The sequence below is a fragment of the Brevundimonas intermedia genome, from assembly GCF_004614235.1.
GTDB lineage: Bacteria > Pseudomonadota > Alphaproteobacteria > Caulobacterales > Caulobacteraceae > Brevundimonas > Brevundimonas intermedia_A.
Genome location: NZ_SPVH01000006.1, coordinates 102,192 through 124,756 on the forward strand (window position 1 = coordinate 102,192; position 22,565 = coordinate 124,756).

At 68.1% G+C, this 22,565-nt stretch carries 20 protein-coding genes; 11 read left to right on the forward strand and 9 right to left on the reverse strand.

The window, feature by feature from the left end:
- Positions 1-31: 31 nt before the first annotated feature.
- A complete protein-coding gene (locus tag EGY25_RS06835; protein ID WP_135194277.1) occupies positions 32-544 on the reverse strand; it encodes an S-type pyocin family protein in 513 nt (170 codons plus the stop codon).
- A gap of 102 nt (positions 545-646) precedes the next feature.
- Here EGY25_RS06835 and coaBC point away from each other — a divergent pair, with 102 nt between their 5' ends.
- Positions 647-1,876, forward strand: coding sequence for a bifunctional phosphopantothenoylcysteine decarboxylase/phosphopantothenate--cysteine ligase CoaBC (gene coaBC, locus EGY25_RS06840; protein WP_135194278.1), 1,230 nt, complete (start codon positions 647-649; stop codon positions 1,874-1,876).
- Positions 1,873-2,328, forward strand: a complete 456-nt coding sequence (dut, locus tag EGY25_RS06845) for a dUTP diphosphatase (protein WP_135194279.1) — start codon at positions 1,873-1,875, stop codon at positions 2,326-2,328. Before coaBC ends, dut begins: the two co-directional genes overlap by 4 nt.
- A gap of 3 nt (positions 2,329-2,331) precedes the next feature.
- On the opposite strand, the gene EGY25_RS06850 is transcribed toward dut, so the two are convergent.
- Both EGY25_RS06850 and secB read right to left on the reverse strand, forming a co-directional pair.
- The gene (locus tag EGY25_RS06850; RefSeq protein ID WP_135194280.1) at positions 2,332-3,282 is read right to left on the reverse strand and encodes a DMT family transporter; all 951 of its coding nucleotides are present in this window, start codon (positions 3,280-3,282) and stop codon (positions 2,332-2,334) included.
- Between the two features lie 7 nt (positions 3,283-3,289).
- On the reverse strand, positions 3,290-3,802 hold the full coding sequence (secB, locus tag EGY25_RS06855) for a protein-export chaperone SecB (RefSeq protein WP_135194281.1): 513 nt from the start codon (positions 3,800-3,802) through the stop codon (positions 3,290-3,292).
- A gap of 199 nt (positions 3,803-4,001) precedes the next feature.
- Here secB and timA point away from each other — a divergent pair, with 199 nt between their 5' ends.
- Both timA and EGY25_RS06865 read left to right on the forward strand, forming a co-directional pair.
- The gene (timA, locus tag EGY25_RS06860) at positions 4,002-4,640 is read left to right on the forward strand and encodes a TIM44-related membrane protein TimA (protein WP_135195554.1); all 639 of its coding nucleotides are present in this window, start codon (positions 4,002-4,004) and stop codon (positions 4,638-4,640) included.
- Complete coding sequence (locus tag EGY25_RS06865; RefSeq protein WP_135194282.1) at positions 4,640-5,761, forward strand: MltA domain-containing protein; 1,122 nt, start codon at positions 4,640-4,642, stop codon at positions 5,759-5,761. Before timA ends, EGY25_RS06865 begins: the two co-directional genes overlap by 1 nt.
- Here EGY25_RS06865 and EGY25_RS06870 read toward each other — a convergent pair.
- Positions 5,758-6,177: an organic hydroperoxide resistance protein gene (locus EGY25_RS06870; protein WP_432417376.1), complete on the reverse strand. Its 420-nt coding sequence runs from the start codon at positions 6,175-6,177 to the stop codon at positions 5,758-5,760. The genes EGY25_RS06865 and EGY25_RS06870 overlap by 4 nt on opposite strands.
- Positions 6,178-6,298: 121 nt before the next feature.
- On the opposite strand from EGY25_RS06870, the gene EGY25_RS06875 reads away from it, so the two are divergent.
- Positions 6,299-6,766 carry a MarR family winged helix-turn-helix transcriptional regulator gene (locus EGY25_RS06875; protein ID WP_135194284.1) on the forward strand — a complete coding sequence of 156 codons (468 nt, stop codon included), beginning with the start codon at positions 6,299-6,301 and terminating at the stop codon, positions 6,764-6,766.
- On the opposite strand, the gene EGY25_RS06880 is transcribed toward EGY25_RS06875, so the two are convergent.
- The gene (locus EGY25_RS06880) at positions 6,763-7,230 is read right to left on the reverse strand and encodes a universal stress protein (RefSeq protein WP_135194285.1); all 468 of its coding nucleotides are present in this window, start codon (positions 7,228-7,230) and stop codon (positions 6,763-6,765) included. The genes EGY25_RS06875 and EGY25_RS06880 overlap by 4 nt on opposite strands.
- Before the next feature lie 111 nt (positions 7,231-7,341).
- Entirely contained in the window at positions 7,342-12,201 is a 4,860-nt protein-coding gene (locus EGY25_RS06885; RefSeq protein WP_135194286.1) for an NAD-glutamate dehydrogenase, read from the reverse strand.
- A 438-nt stretch (positions 12,202-12,639) separates the two neighbouring features.
- On the opposite strand from EGY25_RS06885, the gene EGY25_RS06890 reads away from it, so the two are divergent.
- Entirely contained in the window at positions 12,640-13,560 is a 921-nt protein-coding gene (locus tag EGY25_RS06890) for a hypothetical protein (RefSeq protein WP_135194287.1), read from the forward strand.
- Here EGY25_RS06890 and EGY25_RS06895 read toward each other — a convergent pair whose 3' ends face one another.
- Entirely contained in the window at positions 13,561-14,721 is a 1,161-nt protein-coding gene (locus EGY25_RS06895) for an aminotransferase class V-fold PLP-dependent enzyme (RefSeq protein ID WP_135194288.1), read from the reverse strand. It lies immediately after the preceding gene.
- A gap of 92 nt (positions 14,722-14,813) precedes the next feature.
- On the reverse strand, positions 14,814-17,663 hold the full coding sequence (secA, locus tag EGY25_RS06900; protein ID WP_135194289.1) for a preprotein translocase subunit SecA: 2,850 nt from the start codon (positions 17,661-17,663) through the stop codon (positions 14,814-14,816).
- A gap of 286 nt (positions 17,664-17,949) precedes the next feature.
- Between secA and EGY25_RS06905 the strand changes: the two genes are divergently transcribed.
- From EGY25_RS06905 to EGY25_RS06920, 4 genes are read left to right on the forward strand one after another with little or no spacing between them, the layout of a single operon-like run.
- Entirely contained in the window at positions 17,950-18,831 is an 882-nt protein-coding gene (locus EGY25_RS06905; protein ID WP_245159383.1) for a peptidylprolyl isomerase, read from the forward strand.
- A gap of 1 nt (position 18,832) precedes the next feature.
- Positions 18,833-20,221 (forward strand): bifunctional glutamate N-acetyltransferase/amino-acid acetyltransferase ArgJ, encoded by a 1,389-nt coding sequence (gene argJ, locus EGY25_RS06910; protein WP_135194290.1) that lies wholly within the window; start codon positions 18,833-18,835, stop codon positions 20,219-20,221.
- Entirely contained in the window at positions 20,218-20,631 is a 414-nt protein-coding gene (locus EGY25_RS06915; protein ID WP_135194291.1) for a (deoxy)nucleoside triphosphate pyrophosphohydrolase, read from the forward strand. Before argJ ends, EGY25_RS06915 begins: the two co-directional genes overlap by 4 nt.
- A gap of 25 nt (positions 20,632-20,656) precedes the next feature.
- Entirely contained in the window at positions 20,657-20,848 is a 192-nt protein-coding gene (locus tag EGY25_RS06920) for a Flp family type IVb pilin (RefSeq protein WP_135194292.1), read from the forward strand.
- Here EGY25_RS06920 and EGY25_RS06925 read toward each other — a convergent pair.
- Positions 20,845-21,747, reverse strand: coding sequence for a methyltransferase domain-containing protein (locus tag EGY25_RS06925; RefSeq protein ID WP_135194293.1), 903 nt, complete (start codon positions 21,745-21,747; stop codon positions 20,845-20,847). The two genes, EGY25_RS06920 and EGY25_RS06925, sit on opposite strands and share 4 nt — an antisense overlap.
- Between EGY25_RS06925 and EGY25_RS06930 the strand changes: the two genes are divergently transcribed.
- Entirely contained in the window at positions 21,746-22,540 is a 795-nt protein-coding gene (locus EGY25_RS06930) for a ComF family protein (protein WP_135194294.1), read from the forward strand. The genes EGY25_RS06925 and EGY25_RS06930 overlap by 2 nt on opposite strands.
- The last annotated feature ends 25 nt before the right edge of the window (positions 22,541-22,565 follow it).

Sequence of the window (22,565 nt, forward strand, 5' to 3'; positions counted from 1 at the left end):
GCGAAATCCTTGGTGGAACCCGCCCTCTATATCAGCCCGCCGCGCCCGTCGATTGGCGACGCTGGCCGAAGGTGGGGGCGGCCGCCTTCTGCTCGGCCCAATAGTCCGCGCCCGTCGTCGGCTTGAACATCGTGCGCGGCGACCCGTTTCGCGCCACCACGGCGAAGGTGTTGGTCGAGGCCTGATAGATCAGGGTGTCGCCGTTCGGCCGTTTCACGGTCTCGGCGTCGCGCGGCGGCTTGGTCGTGAAGGCCGTCACCTTGGCCAGATAATCCTCGGCCGAGCGGGCGTCGAAGTCGGCGCCGTTGCGGTCGTAAAGCCGGGCGATCTTGGCGTCCACGGTCTCGCGCCGGTTGGCGGTCAGAACCGGCTTCTCCTGCGGCGTTGCGGCCTCTTCGCCGGTCGCCGGCATGGACGTCAGAGCCACCGATTCGGCCGCCGCCGTCCGGTCTCGTGTCTCGACCGCCGAACTGTTGTCACAGGCGGTCAGCCCCAACAAACCACACAGGGCCAGCGCGGCCCCATCCCTCATCACCGTTCTCATTCTTCCCTCCAGATACCCGCTGAACGCGACGAAAGCACAACTTTATTGTTCGCGCAATGTTCTCGTCTCGACGGCGTCACGCGGGGCGGCTAGACGGAGATCATGGACAATCGCTCCCTTTCGAACCGCAAGATCCTGCTGATCGTCGGCGGCGGCATCGCAGCCTACAAGGCGCTGGAACTGGTGCGGTTGATCGCCAAGGCGGGCGGACAGACGCGAGTGATCCTGACCGAATCCGGGGCCGAGTTCGTGACGCCTCTGTCGCTGGCGGCGCTGAGCGGCCATCCGGTGCGCTCGGGCCTGTTCCATCCCGACGACGAAACTAGCATGGGTCATATCGAGCTGTCGCGCTGGGCCGACCTGGTGGTGGTGGCGCCGGCGACGGCGGGCCTGATCGCCAAGGCGGCGAACGGCTTGGCCGACGACCTGGCCTCCACGACCCTGATCGCCACGGACAAGCGGGTGCTGCTGGCGCCGGCGATGAATGTGCGGATGTGGGAGCATCCGGCGGTGCAGGCCAATATGGAACGGCTGAAGGCCTTTCCCGGCTTCCACGGCGTCGCCGTTGTCGGACCGGACGACGGCGAGATGGCCTGCGGCGAATATGGGCCGGGCCGTATGGCCGAGCCGGCCGCGATCCTGGAGGCCATCGAGGGCCTGCTGGCCGGCGCCGGCGGACGCCCCCTGGCGGGAAAGCGCGCCGTCGTCACGGCCGGGCCGACGTTCGAGCCCATCGACCCGGTGCGGGGCCTGACCAATCGCTCCAGCGGCAAACAGGGCTACGCCATCGCCGCCGCCCTGGCCGAGCTGGGGGCGGAGGTGACGCTGGTGTCCGGGCCGACGGCGCTGGGGGCGCCTACGGGCGTGACGCGGATCGATGTGGAGAGCGCGCTGGAGATGCAGGCGGCGACGCGGAGCGCCCTGCCCGCCGACATCGCCGTGCTGTCGGCCGCCGTCGCCGACTGGCGCGTGGACACCATCGCCGGCGGCAAGATCAAGAAGGGGCCGGGCGGGCCGCCGACCCTGGCCCTGATCGAGAACCCCGACATTCTGGCGGGCGTCGCCGCGCCGGGACCGAACCGGCCGGCCCTGGTCATCGGCTTCGCCGCCGAGACCGCGGACCTGGAGGCCAATGCGCGGGCCAAACTGTCGAGAAAGGGCTGCGACTGGATCATCGGCAACGACGTGTCCGACGACGTGTTCGGCTCGGACGGAAACGCCGTGCTGCTGGTCACCGCCGACAGGACCGAAGCCTGGCCGCGCCAGTCCAAGACCGCCATCGCCCGCGCCGTCGCCGCCCGTATCGCCGACCATTTCAAGGCCCCCGAATGACCGAGACCTCCATCCAGATCCTGCGCCTGCCGCATTCGGAAGGGCTGCCCCTGCCGGCCTATGAGACAGCCGGATCTGCGGGCATGGACCTGCGCGCGGCGGTCCCTGAGGATCAACCGATGACCCTCGCGCCGGGCCAGCGGGCGCTGGTGCCCACGGGGCTGAAGATCGCCCTGCCGCTGGGCTACGAGGCCCAGGTGCGGGCGCGCTCGGGCCTCGCTTTGAAGCACGGCATCATCTGCCCCAATGCGCCGGGCACCATCGACAGCGACTATCGCGGCGAGTGCGGGGTCATCCTGGCCAACATCGGCGCGGAACCCTTCGTTATCCGCCGGGGCGAACGCATCGCCCAGCTGGTGATCGCCAAACACGAACGTGCGGATTGGGCCGAGGTAGAGACGCTGGACGAGACCGCACGAGGGACGGGCGGGTTCGGATCGACGGGGCGGTAGCCCTTAGACCAGCGGCGCTGTCGGCTGGAGCAGGGCGGCCTTGCGGCGGACGTGTTCGCGCCAGGCGGTGTAGAGGCCGCTGGAGGCGATCAGGGCGGCGCCGGCCAAGGTGCTGAGAGTCGGGGTCGTGGACATCAGCCACCAGCCGAAGACGATGGCGCCGACGATCTGGAGATAGTCGAAGGGCGCCACCACGGCGACCGGGGCCTTTTGCAGCGAGGCGGTCATGAACAGCTGGGCCAGGCCGCCGGCGATCCCCGATCCGATCAGCAGGGCGAAGGTCAGGGGCGAATGCATCTGGCCGACGAAGGGCAGCAGGATCGCCCCCGCGATCGAGCAGGCGACGAAGAACCAAAAGACGATGGCGGCGACATGTTCGGTGTCACGCAACTGGCGCAGAGTGATGGTCACGCCCGCCGTCAGCACCGCCCCGATCAGGGCGAAGGCCACGCCCGCAAGCGGCAGGACAGAGTGCCCGACGCCCGGCCGCATGACGATGATGACGCCGATGAAGCCCACCGCGACGGCCGCCCATCGTCGCGGGCCGACCGCCTCCTTCAGAATGAAGAAGGACAGGATGGTGGCGAAGATGGGCGCGGTGAAGCTGAGAGTCGTGGCGTCGGCCAAGGGCAGAAGCGTCAGCGTCTGAAACAGGCACAGGATCGCCGCGACGCCCAGGGCGCTGCGTCCCAGATGGGCGAAGGGGCGACGTGTGGACAGGGCCGAAAGACCGCCCGGCTGGGTCAGGACCCAAGCCAGCACAACCGGCAGACCGAAGAAGGCGCGGTAGAACAGCATCTCCGGCGCCGCCACGCCATCGTACGACGCCAGCTTCAACGTCGCCGTCATGATCGAAAAGCAGCCGGCGGCCGCAATGCGCAGCGCGATGCCGCGGACGACATCCTCGCCCGCAGCATTCGATAGGTCAGGGGACGGCCGCTCGGAGGCGACCATGTGCGGCTTAGGCCTGGCCGGTTTCGACCGGCTGTTGGGCGATCTGCTGCTGGCGCGCGATGTAGATGGCGGCGAAGTCGATGGGGTCGAGCTGGAACGGGGGATAGAAGCCGCCGTCGGCCGTGGCGCCCGAGATGATCTCGCGGGCGAACGGGAACAGATAGCGCGGGCATTCGATCAGCAGCAGGGGCTCGATGTCCTGCTCGCTGACATTGGCCAGCTGGAACAGGCCGCCATAGACCAGTTCGACGTGGAAGACGGGCTGGTTCTCGTGGGTCGCCTTGATCGACAGCTTCAGATCCAGCTCGAACAGGCCGTCCGGGCGACCCTGGGCGGCCATTTCGACGCCCAGGTCGATGGCGGGCTTGCCGTCGATGCGCAGGGATTCCGGGGCGCGCGGGTTCTCGAACGAGAAGTCGCGGACGTATTGCGCCAGGATGCGGAAGCCGGGGCCGGCGGGCTGGCCCTGTTGGGCCTCGCCTTGCTGGGGCTGTTCGGCGGAGGGTGCGACGTCGGTCATGAAAGCGGTCTTTGAACGGATTTGAGGTTGATCGGGCCGGAATGTGGCGCCGCGATTACCATGCCGGGACGCTTGGCCGCAACGTCGCGTGCGCGATTGGGGGGCGCGCTTCGCCTTGCCTCGTCCTATATGACCCCGTAATTACGCCAGACATAGGTTTGGCGCGCCCGTCGTTCGCTACAGGAAATCTCCCTTGAACCTGCCGGTCCAGTTCCAGATCGTCGTCTTCGCCTTCATCGCGGCCTTCGTGCTGTTCCAGCTTTACAATGTGCTGGGCAAGCGGGTCGGCCGTCAGCCGCAGGAGGACGCCAAGGTCGTCGCGCCCGGCCCGAACCCGGCCGAGACGGCCAAGGTCCCGGCCATCGATCCCGCCACCCTGGCCTCCATCGCCACCCTGAAGGCGCGCGATCCGGCCTTCGATCCAGCGCGCTTCCTGGACGGCGCGCGCCAAGCCTATGAGACCATCGTGCGGGGCTACGCCGCCGGCGACCGCGCCGCGCTTAAGCCGTTGCTGAAGCCGAACGTCTTCGCCTCGTTCGACGCCGGCATCGCGGCGCGCGAGACGCGTGGCGAGACGGAAACCGTGGAGTTCCTGTTTCCGCCCCGCGCCGATCTGGAAGGCGCCGTCGCCGAGGGCGACCGGGCCGTGGCCAAGGTTCGCTTCCTGGGCGAGCTGCGCAGCCGCGTGACCAAGGTCTCGGGCGAGCCCGCCGATGTCGAGACGGGCGAGCCGGTGATCGAAGAGCGCCGCACCGCCGAACACTGGACGTTCGAGCGCACCCTGGGCGCGGCCGATCCGAACTGGGTCCTGGCCCGCGTCGAGCCGGCCAACGCCTGATGTCGATCCTGCGGCAGGTCGGAGCCTGGCCGCTGACGCTGGCGAGCGTGCTGGCGGCCGCAGCCTGCTCCACCGGGCCAATGACGCCGGTCGCGCCGGCGGCCCCCCAAACGGGGCCTGTTCCCTATACGCCGTCACCGACGCCCGGCGTCCCACAGCCCACGCCGTCCAATGCGCTTAGTCCGGCCGTTTTGCCGGGATGGAGCGCGGAGGATCACCTGGCGGCCTTCCGCGCCTATCTCGACGGCTGCGGCGCTGCGCGCGATACGGCCCCGCGCGCCGTCTGCGGACGGGCCAAGGCCATGGCGACGACCACCACCGTGACCCCGTCGGACGCCCGCGCCTTCTTCGAGGCCAGCTTCAGCGCGGTGCCGGCCGCGACGGCGGACGGGCGGCCGGGTCTGCTGACCTCCTATTTCGCGCCCGAGTATCCCGCGCGGCGCCGGCCGGACGCCGAGTTCTCGGCTCCCGTCCTGCCCAAGCCCGCCAACCCGCGCGGCGCCGGCGACCGGGCCTATATCGAATCCGCCGCCCGGCCGGATCAGGCCCTGGCCTGGATGCGGGCCGAGGACCTGTTCTTCCTGCAGATCCAGGGCTCGGGCTATCTGACGTTCGAGGACGGGACGCGCGGCCGGGCCGCCTACGCCGCCGACAACGGCAAGCCGTTCGTCGGCATCGCCCGCCCCATGGCCCAGCAGGGCCTGCTGCCCCAGAATGGCACCTCGGGCGACGCCATCCGCGGCTGGCTGGCGACCCACCGGGGCTATGAGGCCCAGGCCGTCATGGCGCTGAACCCGCGCTACATCTTCTTCCGACTGGACGGGGACGACGACGGCCACCCTGCCGGCGCAGCGGGGATACCCCTGACGGAGCGGCGCGCCATCGCGGTCGATCCGGCGCACTGGCGCTATGGCGAACTGGTCTGGCTGGAGGCCGACGGCGGCAACCTGCGCGGCGCCACGGCCAGCTATCGAGGCCTGGCCATGGCGCTGGACACGGGATCGGCCATTCGCGGGCCGGTACGCGCTGACCTCTATATGGGGCGCGGCGACGCGGCCGGAGCCGAGGCCGGGACCGTGCGCCACCCCTTGCGGATGTGGCGCCTGGTCCCGAAGGGTTAGGCGACGGTCAGGGTCACCGCGATATTGCCCCGCGTGGCGTGCGAATAGGGGCAGACGGCATCCGCCTCGGCGACCAGGGCCTCGGCTTCGGCGCGATCCACGCCCGGCAGGCTGATCTCCAAGGCGACCTCCAGGCCGAAGCCCTTGTCGCTGCGCGGACCGATGCCGACCGTGGCGTTGACGGCGGCGTCGGCGGGCATTTTGGCATGGCCGCCCTGCGAGCCGACGTACTTCATCGCGCTCAGGAAACAGGCGGCGTAGCCGGCCGCGAACAGCTGTTCAGGATTATTGCCGACGCCGGCGCCGCCCAGTTCCTTGGGCGTACCCAGGGCCACGTCGAGCGCGCCATCGGTGGTGGCGACGCGGCCGTCGCGGCCGCCCGTGGCGGTCGCCGTAGTGCGGTAGAGGACGTTGATGGACATGATCAGGCTCCTGATGGATAAATATCGTGTGCGATTAAATCGCTGGCGATGATTTAGGACGAACATCAAAAGTCGTCAAGCTTGCGATTGTATCGTGCGCGATTAATATAGGGTCATGAGCGAAGCCGCCCCCTCCCCTGCACCCATGGCCGTCGGCGACATGCTGTGTTTCGCCGCCTATTCGGCGAACCTGGCGTTCAACCGGTTCTACAAGCCGCTGCTGGACGGGATGGGGCTGACCTATCCGCAGTATCTGGCCATGGCCCTACTGTGGCGCGAGGACGGGCAGACCGTGGGGCAGCTGGGGGAGCGGCTGTTCCTGGAATCCAACACCTTGACCCCGCTGATCAAACGGCTGGAGGCGGCGGGGCTGGTGACGCGCACGCGCGACAAGGTGGACGAGCGGGTCGTGCGGGTCAGCCTGACCGAGGCCGGGCGCGCGTTGGCGGTCGAGGCCGTCTGCCTGCCCCAGTCGGTGCAGGACGCCACGGAAATGACGCCAGAGACCATGATGGGGCTGCGCGACGGGTTGAATGTGCTGCGTGACCAGTTGCGCGCCTCGCCGCCAGCGGACGCGGGCTAGGCCAGGTCTTCGATCTCGTCTTCGGTCAGTTCGCCGGGGACGATGGTGACGGGCAGTTTCCGGCCGCCGATCTGGGCGCCCTGTTTGATGATGGCCGAGACCAGGGGGCCGGGGCCGCGCGAGCCGGTTCCGGCGGCCAGGACCAGAATCTTGATGTCGGGGTCGGCGGCGACGACCTTCTTGATCGCGGCCTGGGCCTCGCCCCGTTCGATCAGGAAGATGGGGGCGGCGCCGGAGCGGGCCATGGCCTCTTCGCCCAGCCGGTTCAGCAGGATTTCCGCCTCTTCGCGCTGCTGGCGTTCGATCTCTTCGCGCACGCCCGACCAGTGGGCGTCGCTGTCGGTGGGCAGGACGCGCAGCATGACCACGCGCCCGCCCGTCGATTTCGCCCGGCGCGAGGCGAACCGCAGGGCGGCCTCGAACTCGGGACTGTCGTCGACGACGACGAGGAATTTTCTCGGCATGGCGGCCTCCCCAGCCAGATTAACGACTGAAGAGGCCGTGAGACGCCCGCTTCGTCAAGCGGAGCGTCCCACATCGCGTGCTCAAGCCGGCCGAAAGGCCGCTGGCGCCCACTAAGCGTTCATCGCCGCCGTCGCCAGGTCGCGGATCGTGGCGTTGGCGATGGTCAGTTTGGCGAAGGTCCAGCCGGAGCCGGACTGTTCGATCTCGTCCACAGAGGCGCGTACACCCTCGACCGCCGCCTGTTTGGAGCCGATCCAGGCGTCCACGGCGCCCTCGGCCGCATCCTCGCTAACGCCCACCGACGGATCGGAGGCGCGGGCGACGGCGCGGGTCAGCGTCGCCTGCTCGTTCATCAGATCCTCGATCAGGCGACGCACGGCCAGGCGATCGAAATGATCCGCAGACGGAATGGAGCCGGCGGCGGCGCGCAGACGGTCGAAGTCGAAGGCCGCCCCGACCTGGTGATACAGGCGCGCCATGGCCGCGACGGGCCAGTTCGCCTCCTGGGCCAGGTCGCCGATGTCCGAGGCGGCGACCAGCGGACGCATGATGGCGATGCTGCGGGTCAGGTCCTCGGGCGCGCCGTGATCGGCGAAGGTCTTGACCCGCGCGTCCAGACGCCCCTGTTCGAAGCGCGACAGGACGGCCGAACCCTCCGCCTGAAGGGCGTCGGCGATCGGGCGATAGCGGTCGATCAACGCCTGGACGGACAGGCCGCCCTTGGCGCGACGGGCCAGCCAGAAGGTCTGGCGGCGCAGGACCACGGCGATTTCCTGATAGAGGGCCGTCTGGGCCTCGGCCGAAATCTTCAGGTCCAGGGCCGAGACGGCGTCCCAGGCTTGATCCAGGCGGAAGACGCGACGCGCGGCCTCAAAGGCGATGATCAGGGCAGTGGTGTCGCATTCCGCCGAACCGCGCAGGCGGTCGGGGAAGGTGGGGCCGCACATGTTGACGACTTCGTTGGCCATGACGGTGGCGATGATCTCGCGCCGCAGCCGGTGGCTCTTCATCTCCGGCTCGAACCGGGCCAGGGCGTCGGGGAAGTAGCGGACCAGGATCTGTTCGAAGAAGGGATCCTCGGGCGCTTGCGAGGCGACGATGTCGTCCGACAGCTCCAGCTTGGCATAGGCCATCAGGACCGCCAGCTCGGGCCGGGCCAGCGGAACGCCCGCCGCCATCATCTCCTTGACGCGGGCGTCGTTGGGCAGGCCCTCGACCTTGCGGTCCAGCTTGCCGCGCGCCGACAGGCTCTGCATGAACCGCTGCTGGGCGTCGAGCGCGCCGACCCCTTCGGCCTGTTGCAGGGTCAGGGCCAGGGTCTGGTCGTAGTTGTGGACCAGCACCTTCAGGCCGACCTCGTCGGTCATGGAGGCCAGCAGGGCCGGGCGTTCCTCGACGGGCAATACGCCGTTGGTCACGGCCGAGCCGACCAGAATCTTGATGTTCACCTCGTGGTCGGAGGTGTCGACCCCGGCGGAGTTGTCGATGGCGTCGGTGTTGATACGACCGCCCGCCTGACCGAAGCCGATGCGGCCCGCCTGGGTGAAGCCCAGGTTGGCGCCTTCGCCCACCACCTTGACCCGCAATTCGTCGGCATTGATGCGCAGGGCGTCGGTGCCCTTGTCTCCGACCTGGGCGTCGGTCTCGGCCGCCGATTTCACATAGGTGCCGATGCCGCCCAGATACAGAAGTTCGGCCGGCGCCTTCAGGATGGCGCGGATCAGGCTGACGGGGTCCAGCACATCGTCGGTGATGTCCAGCGCCGCCTTGATCTGAGGCGTCAGCTGGATCGACTTGGCCGAGCGCGAGAAGACGCCGCCGCCTTCCGAGATCAGCCCCTTGTCATAGTCCTGCCAGGACGAGCGCGGCAGGTCGAACAGACGCTTGCGTTCCGTCCAGCTCGTTACATGATCCGGGTTCGGATCAATGAAGATGTCGCGATGATCGAAGGCCGCGACCAGGCGCGTGGCCTTGGACAAAAGCGCGCCGTTGCCGAAGACGTCGCCGGACATGTCGCCGACGCCGACCATGGTGAAGGGCTGGGTCTGGATGTCCTTGCCCATCTCGCGGAAGTGGCGCTTGACCGCCTCCCACGCGCCGCGCGCCGTGATGCCCATCGCCTTGTGGTCGTAGCCGATGGATCCACCACTGGCGAAAGCGTCGCCCAGCCAGAAGCCGTACGAAGCCGAAACCCCGTTGGCGATGTCGGAGAAGGTCGCCGTGCCCTTGTCGGCCGCCACGACCAGATAGGGGTCGTCCCCCTCCCACGCGATCACATTGGCCGGATGGGTCACGGAACCGTCGGCGGCGATGTTGTCGGTGATGTCCAGCAGGCCCGACAGGAAGGTGCGATAGGCGCGGATGGCCTCGCCCTGAATGGCCTCGCGGTCCGTCGTGCGGGGCAGTTGCTTGGGATAGAAGCCGCCCTTTGAGCCGACCGGCACGATGACGGCGTTCTTGACCTGCTGCGCCTTGACCAGGCCCAGCACCTCGGTGCGGAAATCGTCGCGACGGTCAGACCAGCGCAGGCCGCCCCGCGCGACGGGGCCGAAGCGCAGGTGGACGCCCTCGACATGCGGCGCCCAGACGAAGATCTCGCGATAGGGTTTGGGCAGCGGCAGGTCCTCAAGCTCGCGTGAGGCGATCTTGATGGAGATGTGCGGCTTGGGCGCGCCGTCGGCGTCCAACTGATAGTAGTTGGTGCGCTTGATCGCCCCGATCAGGGCGGCGATGCGGCGCAGGGCCCGGTCGTGATCCAGGCTCTTCACGTCCTGCAGCAGGGCGACGATCTTGTCGTTCAGCTCGGCGGCGGCAGGCGCGCGGTCGTCGGCAGAGCCGCCGGTCGGTTCGAACTTGGCCTTGAACAGAGACAACAGGGCGCGGGCCACGTCGGGATATTCGCGCAGGGCCTCTTCCTGCACCGTCTGCGACGGGTCCAGGCCGGTCTGCTGGCGATAGTGGGCCAGCGTGCGGATCAGGGCCGCCTCGCGCCATTCGACGCCCAGTTCGATCACCAGGCGGTTGAAGCCGTCGCTTTCGTTGCGGCCGGTCCAGACGGCGGCGAAGGCATCCTCGAACGGGCCCTTCACGTCATCGAAGACCAGCGCCTCGCCACGCGGATCCTCCATCAGGAACTCGTGGACGTGGATCTCCTCCTCGCCCATCGGGCGGATCGGATAGCCGTATTCCTCCAGCGTCTTCAGGCCCATGTCCGCCAGGATCGGCAGAACGTCGGACAGGGGCACGGCCGGACCGCGCCGATAGAGCTTGAAGCGGAATTGCAGGCGGCTGTCGTCAGCGGAACGGAAGGCGCGCACGGCGACGGCCTTGCCTTCGCCCGGCAGACCGGTCTCGTTCAGCCGGTTCACATATTGCAGATCGATCGCGGCCTCGTCGGCGTCATAGCGATCGCGGTAGGCGGCGCCGAAGGCGCGGGCCCATTGGGCGCTCAGCGGCCCGACGGACACCTCTTCCACGCCCGAACGGCGCAGGGCGCCCTCGAACCGGTCCACCCAGCCGCGTCCGGCCTCGGCGACATCGGCCTCCAGCTGGACCGGATCGGGGATCGGGTGCTCGCCCGGATTCACGCCGATGATGTAGTGGACCCGCACCAGGGGCGCGTCCGACAGTTGCGGATACCAGGCCGAAATCCGGCCGCCCCAGGCGCGGGCGACGATCTGGCCGATCCGTTCGCGCACGGCGGAATCGAACTTCTCGCGCGGGATGAAGCACAGGACCGAGACGAAGCGGTCGAACGGGTCCTGACGCGAGAACAGGCGGATGCGCGGCCGGTCGTAGAGGTGAAGGATGCCCAAGGCGATGGACAGCAGCTCATCCTCCGTGACCTGGAACAGTTCGTCGCGCGGATAATTCTCAAGGATGTTCTTGAGACGTTTTTCGTTGTGGCTGCCCGGCGCCTTGTCGGCGCGGGCCAGGGCGTTGGCGACCTTGCGACGGAGCAGCGGCACCTCGGTCGCCAGCTGGTCGTAGGCCTCGGAGGTGAACAGGCCGACGAAACGAGTCTCGCCCGTCGCCTTGCCGTCCGGGCCGTAACGCTTGACCCCGACGTAATCCATGTAGGCGCGGCGATGCACGCGCGAGCGGGCGTTCGCCTTGGCCACCGTCACCGGCTCGCTGAGATCCAGCTGACGGCGCATCTGACGCGTCAGGACGGCCGGTTCGGACGCGCGGCGCAACACGGTGCGTTCCGGGTCGGCGAGAATGCCCAGCCCGTCGGTGGACTGGCCCAAGGGCGCCTCGGCCTCATAGTCGCCGTCGGCGTTCAGCGGATAGTCGTAGTCGCGGGCGCCCAGGAAGACGAAATGGTCGCTCTTCAGCCATTTCAGGAAGGCGATGTTCTCGGCCAGCACGGCGGGATCGACCGACGGAGGGGTCGCCTCCAGCCGCTCCACGGCCTGGCGCATCAGGGCCGTCATGGCCTCGTGGTCGGCGACGGCGGCGTGAACGTCCGACAAGCTCTGGGCCAGACCCTCGCCCAGCACGTCGCGACGCTCCTGCGGCACGCTGTCGATGACCAGCATGATGATCGACAGGCGACGGCCGTCCAGCTCGACCACCGGGTGGAACAGGGCGCGCACCGAAACACCGGCCTCAGCCAGGGCGCCCATGACGCTGTCGACCAGGAAAGGGGCGTCCTTCTGGACGATGCGAACCAGGTCGTAATCCAGCGCCTTGCCGTCCGCGCCCTGCATCGGGCCGACGGTGATGGCGGGCGCGGCGGCGTCCGCGGGGTAGGTCTTGGCGGCGGTCCAGGAGGCGGCGAGCAGGGCGGCCAAATCCTCGCCGCCCAGCTCGGGCGTCTCGTCCGCGGCATAGTCCTCGTGCGCCTGGGACAGATAGGCCTGCTCCGCTGCGCCCGGTCCGGTTCCCACGATCCGGGCGAAGGCCGCCTCCAGCGCGGCCTTGGTGATCGGCTGAACGGAGGATTGGCGCAGATCGGGGACGGTCATGGACGAGCAGTCTCGAACGACGCGGCAGGGCCGCAAGGAATGCGGCGCGACGCGGCGCCACCTCCGCTGACTAGGCCAGGTCCGGTCGCTCGGGAAGCCCCTGGCGACCGATCGTTGTGATGATCAGTGATAAGGTTGGAATTATTGTGCAGCGCCACAAAGCAGAAAGCCGCCGGACTGGGGGAGTCCGGCGGCCTGCGCGAGCGGCGCCTGGAGGGGAGGGGAGGGCGCCGGTCTCGCTTCGCTGCGGTTCGGAGGGGGGAGTGTCCCGCAGCGTCGAAAACAGAAATGGGAAGCGGCTTTCTGCGTTCAAGAGCGCGCGCCGGGGATTCTTCGCGACATTTTGGTCGCTGTCCGGCGCCGACCGCTGGCGCGGTCAACGGATTTCGATGCTATGCGTTGTGTGGGGTCAAAGGTGAAGCTGGAGCACCCGATCATATGCGTCGCTTTCTACTAGGATCGATCGTGGCGGCCGTGGTCGGCCTGTTGCTCGCGGGTGCGGGATACTGGGCCTATTGGAACTTCTATTCGCGGTTCCAGCCGGTCACGATCAGCCGCAATCAGGCCGAGGTCCAACAACTGCTGGACGAGGCGTCGTGGGTGTCGGACGGCAGCGGCGGGCAGGCCCTCTATATCGTCACCTATCGCGACAGCGCTTCGGCCCATCGCTACCAACGCGACGAGGTGGCCAAGCTGAAGGCCGCAGGGATCGAGACCCGGTTCATCCTGTTCGCCCGCCCCGATCTGGAAGGCGCGCCGCAATCGACGGCGGCGGAACGCGCCACGGTCGCCGAACTGTGGCTGACGCGGGACTGGCCACTTTACGAACGCTGGATGGCCACCCCGGCGAACAGCTGGACCGCCGCCGGCGTCCCCCAGGCGGACGGCAATCTGGCGCGGACGGCCGTGGTCGAGGCCGGGCGCCGGTTCGACGAACGGCTGAGCCAACTGCTGAAGGAGTCCGGGGTCGAGATCAGCTATCCGCTGATCCTATGGCGCGACCAGAACGGCTTCCTGAAAGCCTGCGGCTGCGCCGACCGTCGCGCCTGGGCCTTCATCCGCGACGATGTCGGCGCGCCGGATCGGCTGGGAGCGTCCGAGGATGCGCCGATTGCGCCCGATGCCGAGGCGCCGGTGCAGAACGGTCAACCCTCAGCCATGCCCTATCCGGCCTTGCCGACGATCCCGCCGGTCGATGCGCCGAACACAGGCATGACGCCAACGCCGGGCGCGCCCCAGACTGGGGCCCAGACCGGGGGCCAGACCAGACCCACGACACCGCCCGCGTCGAACCGGCCGACCACCCCGCCCCGCGCGGCGCCGGCCCCGACCAAGCAGGACGACACGACCTTCTATTGATCAGAGGGAGCGGCAGGCGGCGATGAGGCGATCGACGTCCTCGGCGTCCTGATACAGGCCGAAGCCGAAGCGGATCACGTCGTCGCGCACATCGGTGACCACGTCCGCCTGACGAAGACCCGTGCACCAGGCCTGGGCGTCAGGATGGCGCAGGGCCAGGAAACGGGCGCGCGGCGCGTCGCCGATCACCGGGTTGAGGAATTCCGCCTGGTCCAGCACGCCGGCGCGACCGTCCTGAACCGCCGCCTGGAAGCGGCCTGCCAGAACACGACAGTGGGCGGCGACGGCGGCGGTGCTTAGCCCATGATCGTCCAGCATCCGGCGCGCCGCGTTGAAACGATACAGCGCCGAGCAATCGAAGGTCGCCCCCCAGAACCGGCCGCCGTCGCTGCGGTACTGAACCCCGCCGGGCGGGCCGGACAGGTCGCCGAACTCCGCGAACCAACCGGTGATCACCGGGCGGGGACAGAAGCCGGGCGGGGCGTGCAGGAAACAGGCGCCCTCGCCCGCCATGGCGTATTTGTAGCCGCCGGAGACATAGAAGATCCGATCCGCCACCGCCGACAGGTCCGTCGGCGTCGCCATGAAGCCGTGATAGCCGTCGATCAGCACCCAAGGGCCTTCGGGCCGGGCCAGGGCGGCGAGGTCCTCGATCCGATCGAACAGACCGCCGGTGCGGAAGAAGACCTGGCTGACCACGATCCAGTCGTAGCCGCCCTTCTCGGCCTCGGCGACGAAGCGATCAGCGAAGGTGTCGAAGGGGGCGAGGGGAATGCGGGTGACCACCGCAGCCCCGATTTCCTCCCACCGCTCGGCCTGACGGCGGAAGGAGTGGAACTCGCCGTCCGTCGCCAGGATGCGGACCGGCGTCCGCTCCACGCCCGAGAACAGGCGCAGCAGGAAGTCATGGGTGTTGGACGAGAAGACGACGCTGTCGGGCGAAGGCAGACCAAGCTCGGCCGCGACATGGGCCTGAGCCTCGGGGATCACCTGGCCGAAGACGAGGTCCCACTTGTGATCGGCATGAAGATTGGCGTCCAGCCAGGTCTGCTGCTGCGCTTCGAAACTGGCGTCGGGCCACAGGTGGTGGCTGTGCGCCGCGAAATGCAGCCGCTCGGGGGCCGCAGACAGGGCGCGGGAGAAGAGGGACTTGTAAGTCATCCCTTTTCTTACCGGCCTAACCGCCGTCGCGCCAAGCGCTCAAGCAGCGAGCCGCCGCGCGGCGAGCGATAGCGCCGCGCGTAGCGCGCCTCTTAAACGAGCGCCCCGTGGCAGTGTTTGAACTTGCGGCCCGAGCCGCAGGGGCAGGGGGAGTTGCGGCCGGTCATTTCCCAGCCGGGGGGCAGCATCTCGATCGGCAGTTTGGAGCGATCGTCGCCGATCAGCGTGCCTTCCGGGTTCTGGGCCGACGGATTGGCCATCTCGTTCTCGCCGGTGCCGGGGTTCAGGTGGATTTCCTGGAACTCGGGCAGTTCGGGCGGGGCCTGGAAGCGGAACTCGACCGTCATCAGCCAGCGGGTGACGTTGTGGCGCAGGTCGTAGAGCAGGCTTTCGAACAGAGAGAAGGCCTCGGTCTTGTATTCATTCAGCGGGTCGCGCTGGCCGTAGCCGCGCAGGCCGATGACGCCGCGCAGGTGGTCCAGGTGGACCAGGTGCTCGCGCCACTGCATGTCGATCATCTGCAGCATGAACTGCTTTTCCAGACCGCGCGTCTGGTCGGCGCCGATCTGTTCCAGGCGCTCGGCGGCGCGGGCGTCGGCGGCGGCCAGAAGCCGGTCCTCGATCTCCTCGTTCGACACGCCTTCTTCGGCGGCCCAGTCGTGCAGCGGCAGCTCCAGACCCAAGGTCGAGCGGACCTTTTCGTCCAGGCCGTCGATGTCCCACTGTTCGGCGTAGGCCTTGGGCGGCATATAGCGTTCGACCAGGTCGGACACCACGTCGCGGCGGAAGTCGCCGACCAGTTCGGACAGGTCCTCGGAGTCCATGAACTCCTGGCGCTGCTCGAACACGGCCTTGCGCTGGTCGTTCACGACGTCGTCGTATTTCAGCAGGTTCTTGCGGATGTCGTAGTTGCGGGTCTCGACGCGCTTCTGGGCGGTCTCGATGGCGCGGTTCAGCCAGGGGTGGGTGATGGCCTCGCCCTCGGCCACGCCGAAGGTCTTCATGATCGAGTCCAGACGGTCGCCGGCGAAGATGCGCAGCAGGTCGTCCTCGCACGACAGGTAGAATTTCGAGGTGCCGGGGTCGCCCTGACGACCTGTGCGGCCGCGCAGCTGGTTGTCGATCCGGCGGCTCTCGTGGCGTTCGGTGCCCAGGACGAACAGGCCGCCGGCGTCCAGGGCGATCTTCTTCTGGACGGCGATGTCGGCTTTGAACTGGGCCTCCTGGGCCACTTCCATCTCGTGGGTGACCTCGACAGCCATGTTGCGCTGTTCCAGCATCCACTTCTGCATCTTCATTTCGAGGTTGCCCCCGAGCTGAATATCGGTGCCGCGGCCGGCCATGTTGGTGGCGATGGTCACCACGCCCGGCAGACCGGCGTCGGCGACGATATAGGCCTCCTGCTCGTGCTGGCGCGCGTTCAGGACGCTGTGCGGGATGCCGCGCAGCTTGGTCTCGTAGGTAATGTCATAGGCGGCGTCGCCGATCTTCTCGGCTTCCTTGGCCTTGCCCGCATATTCTGGCTTCAGCGCGCGCGAGACCTCGACCTTGTATTCGAACTTGCTCAGCAGGTCCGACAGCTGTTCCGAACGCTCGATCGACACGGTGCCGACCAGGATGGGCTGACCCGCCAGGTGGCATTCGGCGATCTGTTTGGCGATGGCCTGGTTCTTCTCGGCGTGGGTCCGATAGACCTCGTCGTCATAGTCCTTGCGCTGGATCGGCCGGTTGGTCGGCACCTCCAGCACGTCCATCTTGTAGATGTCGCCGAACTCTTGCGCTTCCGTCGCCGCCGTTCCGGTCATGCCCGACAGCTTCTCGTACAGGCGGAAATAGTTCTGGATCGTGACCGAGGCCAGGGTCTGGTTCTCGGGCTGGATCTTGACGTCCTCCTTGGCCTCGATGGCCTGGTGCAGACCTTCGGACAGGCGGCGGCCGGTCATCATGCGGCCGGTGAATTCGTCGATCAGGACGATCTCGCCGCCCTTGATGATATAGTCCTTGTCGCGCTGATACAGGGTGTTGGCGCGCAGGGCCTGGTTGGCGTGGTGTACCAGGCTGATGTTGGCGGCGTCGTAAAGGCCGGTGGTGTCGGCGGCGAAGTGACCGCCCGCCTCCAGCGCCTCTTCGATCCGTTCCGAACCCAGCTCGGTCAGCAGGACCTGCTTCTGCTTCTCGTCGAGCTCGTAGGCGTCCTTGTCCTTGATCAGTTCCTTGATCAGGCCGTCGAGGATTTTATAGAGGTCCGAACGGTCCTCGGTCGGGCCGGAGATGATCAGAGGCGTGCGCGCCTCATCGATTAGGATGGAGTCGACCTCGTCGACGATGGCGAAGTTGTGCGGGCGCTGCACCATCTCGCGCCGGTCATAGACCAGGTTGTCGCGCAGATAGTCGAAGCCGAACTCGTTGTTGGTGCCGTAGGTGACGTCGGCGTTGTAGGCCGCCTGGCGCTGGCCCTGAGACAGGCCGTTGACGATGACGCCGACCTCAAGACCCAGGAAGCGATAGACCTTGCCCATCGTCTCGGCGTCACGGCGGGCCAGGTAGTCGTTCACGGTGATGACGTGCACGCCCTTGCCGGGCAGGGCGTTCAGATAGACGGGCGCCACGGCGACCAGGGTCTTGCCCTCGCCGGTCCGCATCTCGGCGATGCCGCCTTCGTGCAGGATCATGCCGCCGGCCAGCTGGACGTCATACTGACGTTGGCCCAGCACCCGCTTGGACGCCTCGCGCACCACGGCGAAGGCCTCGGGCAGGATCTTGTCCAGGGTCTCGCCATTGGCCACCCGGTCGCGGAAGGTGTCGGTCATCATCCGCAGTTCGTCGTCGGACAGGGCCGCGAACTTGGGCTCCAGCGCATTGATGCGCTGGGCGTGGTCCTGGAAGGCCTTGACCTTGCGGTCGTTGGAAGAGCCGAAAAGTTTCTTGGCGAAGCCGAGCATGTCAGATCCGGTAAAGGTCGAGCGTCAATAAGGAGCGGCTCTGAAATCCCGTGAGGGGCGGCGATACGGACGCCGCGAGAGAGGCCCTGAACGATCACGGCCCCGGAGCGCCGCATCAGGCGCGCGCGAAGGGCCGCGCAGACGATCAAAACCCCTCGACTTGGGCGCAGGCGGGACTTAAGCACCGGCCTAACCCCTGTCAACGCGAGGGGCTTTCGGCCGCCTTCGACGGAGCGCCCCCTTGACCCCCTTCCGCCGACCTTCGAACCTCCTGACAACGGCGCTTTTGGCCGCTGTCCTTTCGACGGCCGCCTGTTCGCGATCCGGCGACGACCGGCCGCCTGAGCAGGGCGACCAGGCCGTGGCGACGGTGCAGGACGAGACCATCTGGGCGTCGGACGTGAAGCGCGAGGCGGTGGCGCAGGGGTTGATCGGCGAGGGCGAGGCGCTGGATGCGACATCGGATCTTTTCCGCCGCGTGCTGGACGAGGTGATCGATCAGAAGCTGCTGGCGGGCGAGGCCGAAAGGCGACGACTGGATTCTTCGCCTCTGGCACAGCGGCGGCTGGAGGCGACCCGCGAGCGTATTCTGGGCGACATGCTGGTCGAGAGCGTGGTCAACAAGGCCGTATCCGACCAGGCCGTGCAGACCCTTTATAATGAGCAGCTTCGGCTGGCGAAGACGTCGGAAGAGATCCGGGTGCGCCTGATCCTGTCGCGCACCAAGCCCGAGGCCGACGCCGTGATCGGCATCCTGGGCCAGGGCGCCGGGTTCGAGGCGGTGGCGGCGGAGCGGTCCGTGGACGAGGCGACGCGATTCTCGGGCGGCGACCTGGGCTATTCGACGCTGGACGTCATGCCGCAAGCCTATGCCGACGCCCTGCGCGACAAGCCGGCCGGATCGACCGTCGGCCCCTTCCAGACCGAGGGCGGCTGGGCCGTGCTGCGGGTCGAGGATCGGCGCAAGGAGAACCCGCCGACGCTGGAGCAGGCGCGTCCCCAGATCGTGCGCTATCTGACCTATGAGGGCGTGCGCCAGTTGCTGGAACAGTTGCGCGGCAAGGCAAAGGTCGATGTGCGCCTGCCGGCACAGTCGCCGCCCGCCGCATCCGCGCCGGCCCCGTCGTCCACCACGTCGTCCACCCCGTCTCCCGCACCGGCCGCCTGACATGACCAAGCCCCCCTCCACGACCGGCCAGAAGATCGAGCATGCGTTCGAAAAGGCGCTGGACCCGTTCGCCACGGCCCTGAAGCGCGCGACGCGCACGCCGGGATCGGACCCGGCGGCCACGACGCCCGCGCCCGCCGCCGGCAAACCAGGCCTGAAGATTTCGCCCCTGGCCGTGCCCTTCCCGACCATTCCGCCCATCGGCGGGGTCGAAATCGCCACCGCCCGCGCCGGTTTCTACAAGCACGAGCGCGATGATCTGGTGGTGTTCCGCTTCGCGCGCGGCACCAGCTGCGCCGGGGTCTTCACACGCCACAAGATCGGCTCGGCGCCCGTGGACTGGTGCAAGAAACATCTGACGGGAACGGACGGCGGCAAGGACGTGCGCGCCCTGGTGGTCAACGCCGGTTGCGCCAACGCCTTCACCGGCAAGGCCGGCGCCGACGCCGCGCGCCGCACCGCATCCGAAGTCGCCAAACGGTTCGGCTGTCGCCAGCGCGACGTCATGCTGGCCTCGACCGGGGTGATCGGCGTGGTGCTGGACGAAAAGAAGATCGTCGCCAAACTGCCCGAGATCGAAAACGGGCTGGACGCCGACGCCTGGGCCAGGGCCGGTCGCGGCATCATGACCACCGACACCTTCCCCAAGGGGTCCTACGCCGAGGCCGAGATCGAGGGCTACAAGGTCCGTATCTCCGGCATCGCCAAGGGGTCTGGCATGATCGCGCCGGACATGGCGACCATGCTGGCGTTCATCGTCACCGACGCCGACATCCACCCCAATGTGCTGCAGGCTCTGCTGGGTCTGCACGTCCGCACCACCTTCAACAGCGTGACGGTGGACGGCGACACCTCGACCAATGACACGGCCCTGCTGTTCGCCACGGGAACCAGCGGCGCGCCGCGCATCGGCCGCGTCGGCGACCGCCGCCTCAAGAGCTTCTCGGCCGCCCTGGACAAGGTGATGCTGGACCTGGCGCACCAGCTGGTGCGCGATGGCGAAGGGGCGACCAAGTTCGTCAAGGTGACGGTGGACGGCGCCGCCTCGCCCGCCTCGGCCCGCAAGCTCGCCAAATCCATCGCCGACAGCCCCCTGGTCAAGACCGCCATCGCCGGCGAGGACGCCAACTGGGGCCGGGTCGTCATGGCCGTGGGCAAGACCGAGGAGCCGGTGGATCGCGACCGGCTGGGCATCCGGTTCGGTCCGAACGTCGCGGCCGTCGAGGGCGCCCCGTCCGCCACCTACGACGAGGCGAAGATGAGCGCCTATATGAAGAACCCCGAGATCGACATTACGGTGGACGTGGGCGCCGGCCGGGCCTCGGCGACCGTCTGGACCTGCGACCTGACCAAGGGCTACATCGAGATCAACGGCGATTATCGTTCGTGACTGACGCTCCGCTTCCCACCGTCCTGGTCGTTGCTGTCGCCCTGATCGACGTGGACGGGCGGGTGCTGATCGCCAAGCGGCCGCAGGGCAAGAAGCTGGCCGGGCTGTGGGAGTTTCCGGGCGGCAAGGTCGAGGCGGGCGAACGGCCGGAACAGGCCCTGATCCGCGAGCTGAAGGAAGAACTGGGCATCGACGTCAGCGAAAACTGTCTGTCGCCGTTCGTTTTCGCCAGCCACGCTTACGATTCGTTTCACCTGTTGATGCCATTGTACCTGTGCCGACGGTGGGACGGCGTGGTCACGGCGCGTGAGCACGACGGCCTGGCCTGGGTGAAACCGATCAAGCTTTCGGACTATCCCATGCCCCCGGCGGACGAACCCCTGGTCGCCTGGTTGCGCGACCTGCTCTGATCACCGCCGACCAGGGAGGCCGGCCATGAAACGTCTTATCGGCCGGTTCCTGCGTGACGACGGCGGGGCCACCGCCATCGAATACGGCCTGATCTGCGCCCTGATCTTTCTGGCGATCGTCAGCGCGATCAGCGCGCTGGGCAACAGCAACACGGGCGGCTTCGCCGTGACGGTGAACAAGCTGAGCGCTGCGATGCAGGCCGCGATCGGCGGCTAGTCCGGCTCTTCGCCGGTCATTTCCTTGACGCCCAGCACATCGGCCAGCCGCGTCTTGGCCGATCCGCGCGGCAGGGGCTTCTGCTGGCTCTCGTGCGGTTTCCAGCCGGCCAAGTGAATGATCTCGAATGTCGCAGGGATACGACCGTCCGGCTGGGCATGACGTTCGGCATAGAGGGCGGCCGCGCGGGCGACGATGCGGCGGCTTAGCGGCCGGACGGAACCATGCAGCACATTGGTCTCGCCCATGGCGCGCAGGTCTCGGATTAGGGCGAACAGATCGGCATAGCGGACGGTGAACCGGTCCACGTCGGAGACGGGCAGGGCGAACCCTGCCCGCTGCAACAAGGCCGCGCCGTCATAGCCGTCGGCGAAGGGCGAGACGCGCGCCTGGGCGCCCCCGCGTTCCTCCAGTTCGACCTCGGTCAGGATCGCCCGTAGTTCCTTCAGCGTGCCCGCGCCGAACAAGGTGCCGATGAACAGGCCGTCGGGCTTCAGGGCGCGCCGGATCTGGGCCAGGGCGCCGGGCAGGTCGTTGGCCCAGTGCAGGGTCAGCAGCGAGACGATCAGATCGGTCGATCCATCCGTCAGCGGCAGGGGCCCGGCCCCCGGCGCCGCGCGCTGGGCCAGGGAGGCGGGCGTCAGTATGGGGCCGACGCGGCCGGCGGCGTCGCTGGACCTGACCGCACGCTCAAACACCCCTGGATGGGCGGACAGATCGACCGCAACGGGAAAATCGCGCAGTATGGCTTCCAGGCTCTCGGCGGCGTTGGCGGCGGCGCGGACGTGCAGGAAGTCGGCCTGGTCGAAACGGGCGGCGGACCGCGCCAGCCGCGCCAGACGCCGGGCGGCGTCGAAGATGCGCGGAGGGCCTTCGGAAGGGGATTGGGGGGCAGTCATGGACGAACAGGATGGGGGCTGGCGACGCGCCTGGGAAGGGGCGGGGCGACAGTTGCGTGGGGCGGGACGCGGGTTGGCGGATCTGATCCTGCCGCCGATGGCGCACGACAGTCGTGAGGCGACGGCCGCCGCAGGCCTGACGCCCGACGCCTGGAGCCGGATCGTGTTTTTGGAGGCTCCGGTCTGCGACGGGTGCGGGGCGGCGTTCGAGTATGACGGCGGCGCCTTCGCCGAGGACCGCTGCACCGCCTGCATCGCCCAGCCCTATGTTTTTCAGCGGGCGCGGGCGGCCTGTCTGTATGACGAGGCGTCGCGAGGGCTGATCCTGAGATTCAAACACGGGGATCAGCAGCAGTTCGCGCCCCTGTTCGCTCGCTGGATCGGCCGGTCAGCCGCCGATCTGGTCGAAGAGGCAGATGCGGTCGTGCCCGTACCGCTGCATCCCTTTCGCCTGCTGTCGCGCCGCTTCAATCAGGCAGCCGAGATCGCCCGACCGCTGGCCCGCGACGCAGGCCGCGACTATCTGCCTGACGCCCTGGTTCGCACGACCCATACGACCAGCCAGGGCGGCAAGAGCCAGCGCGGGCGGCGTCTGAACGTCAGGAAGGCCTTCGCCGTGACCGAAGTCGTGAGGCGTCGGATCCGGGGACGGCGCATCCTTCTGATCGACGACGTGTTGACCACGGGCGCGACCGGAGAGGCCTGCGCGCGCGCCCTGCTCGACGCCGGAGCGCGCGGCGTGGACCTGGCGGTCATCGCACGGGTGCGAAACGCCCGTGAACTGACTATGTAACCCCTATCGCTCCCCGCGCGGCGGC

Excerpts from the sequence above, each read along its gene's own strand:
- EGY25_RS06835 (WP_135194277.1), bottom strand. The coding sequence starts at position 544 with ATGAGAACGGTGATGAGGGATGGGGCCGCGCTGGCCCTGTGTGGTTTG.
- coaBC (WP_135194278.1), top strand. The coding sequence starts at position 647 with ATGGACAATCGCTCCCTTTCGAACCGCAAGATCCTGCTGATCGTCGGC.
- dut (WP_135194279.1), top strand. The coding sequence starts at position 1,873 with ATGACCGAGACCTCCATCCAGATCCTGCGCCTGCCGCATTCGGAAGGG.
- EGY25_RS06850 (WP_135194280.1), bottom strand. The coding sequence starts at position 3,282 with ATGGTCGCCTCCGAGCGGCCGTCCCCTGACCTATCGAATGCTGCGGGC.
- secB (WP_135194281.1), bottom strand. The coding sequence starts at position 3,802 with ATGACCGACGTCGCACCCTCCGCCGAACAGCCCCAGCAAGGCGAGGCC.
- EGY25_RS06865 (WP_135194282.1), top strand. The coding sequence starts at position 4,640 with ATGTCGATCCTGCGGCAGGTCGGAGCCTGGCCGCTGACGCTGGCGAGC.
- EGY25_RS06875 (WP_135194284.1), top strand. The coding sequence starts at position 6,299 with ATGAGCGAAGCCGCCCCCTCCCCTGCACCCATGGCCGTCGGCGACATG.
- EGY25_RS06880 (WP_135194285.1), bottom strand. The coding sequence starts at position 7,230 with ATGCCGAGAAAATTCCTCGTCGTCGTCGACGACAGTCCCGAGTTCGAG.
- EGY25_RS06885 (WP_135194286.1), bottom strand. The coding sequence starts at position 12,201 with ATGACCGTCCCCGATCTGCGCCAATCCTCCGTTCAGCCGATCACCAAG.
- EGY25_RS06890 (WP_135194287.1), top strand. The coding sequence starts at position 12,640 with ATGCGTCGCTTTCTACTAGGATCGATCGTGGCGGCCGTGGTCGGCCTG.
- EGY25_RS06895 (WP_135194288.1), bottom strand. The coding sequence starts at position 14,721 with ATGACTTACAAGTCCCTCTTCTCCCGCGCCCTGTCTGCGGCCCCCGAG.
- secA (WP_135194289.1), bottom strand. The coding sequence starts at position 17,663 with ATGCTCGGCTTCGCCAAGAAACTTTTCGGCTCTTCCAACGACCGCAAG.
- argJ (WP_135194290.1), top strand. The coding sequence starts at position 18,833 with ATGACCAAGCCCCCCTCCACGACCGGCCAGAAGATCGAGCATGCGTTC.
- EGY25_RS06920 (WP_135194292.1), top strand. The coding sequence starts at position 20,657 with ATGAAACGTCTTATCGGCCGGTTCCTGCGTGACGACGGCGGGGCCACC.
- EGY25_RS06930 (WP_135194294.1), top strand. The coding sequence starts at position 21,746 with ATGGACGAACAGGATGGGGGCTGGCGACGCGCCTGGGAAGGGGCGGGG.
- EGY25_RS06925 (WP_135194293.1), bottom strand. The coding sequence starts at position 21,747 with ATGACTGCCCCCCAATCCCCTTCCGAAGGCCCTCCGCGCATCTTCGAC.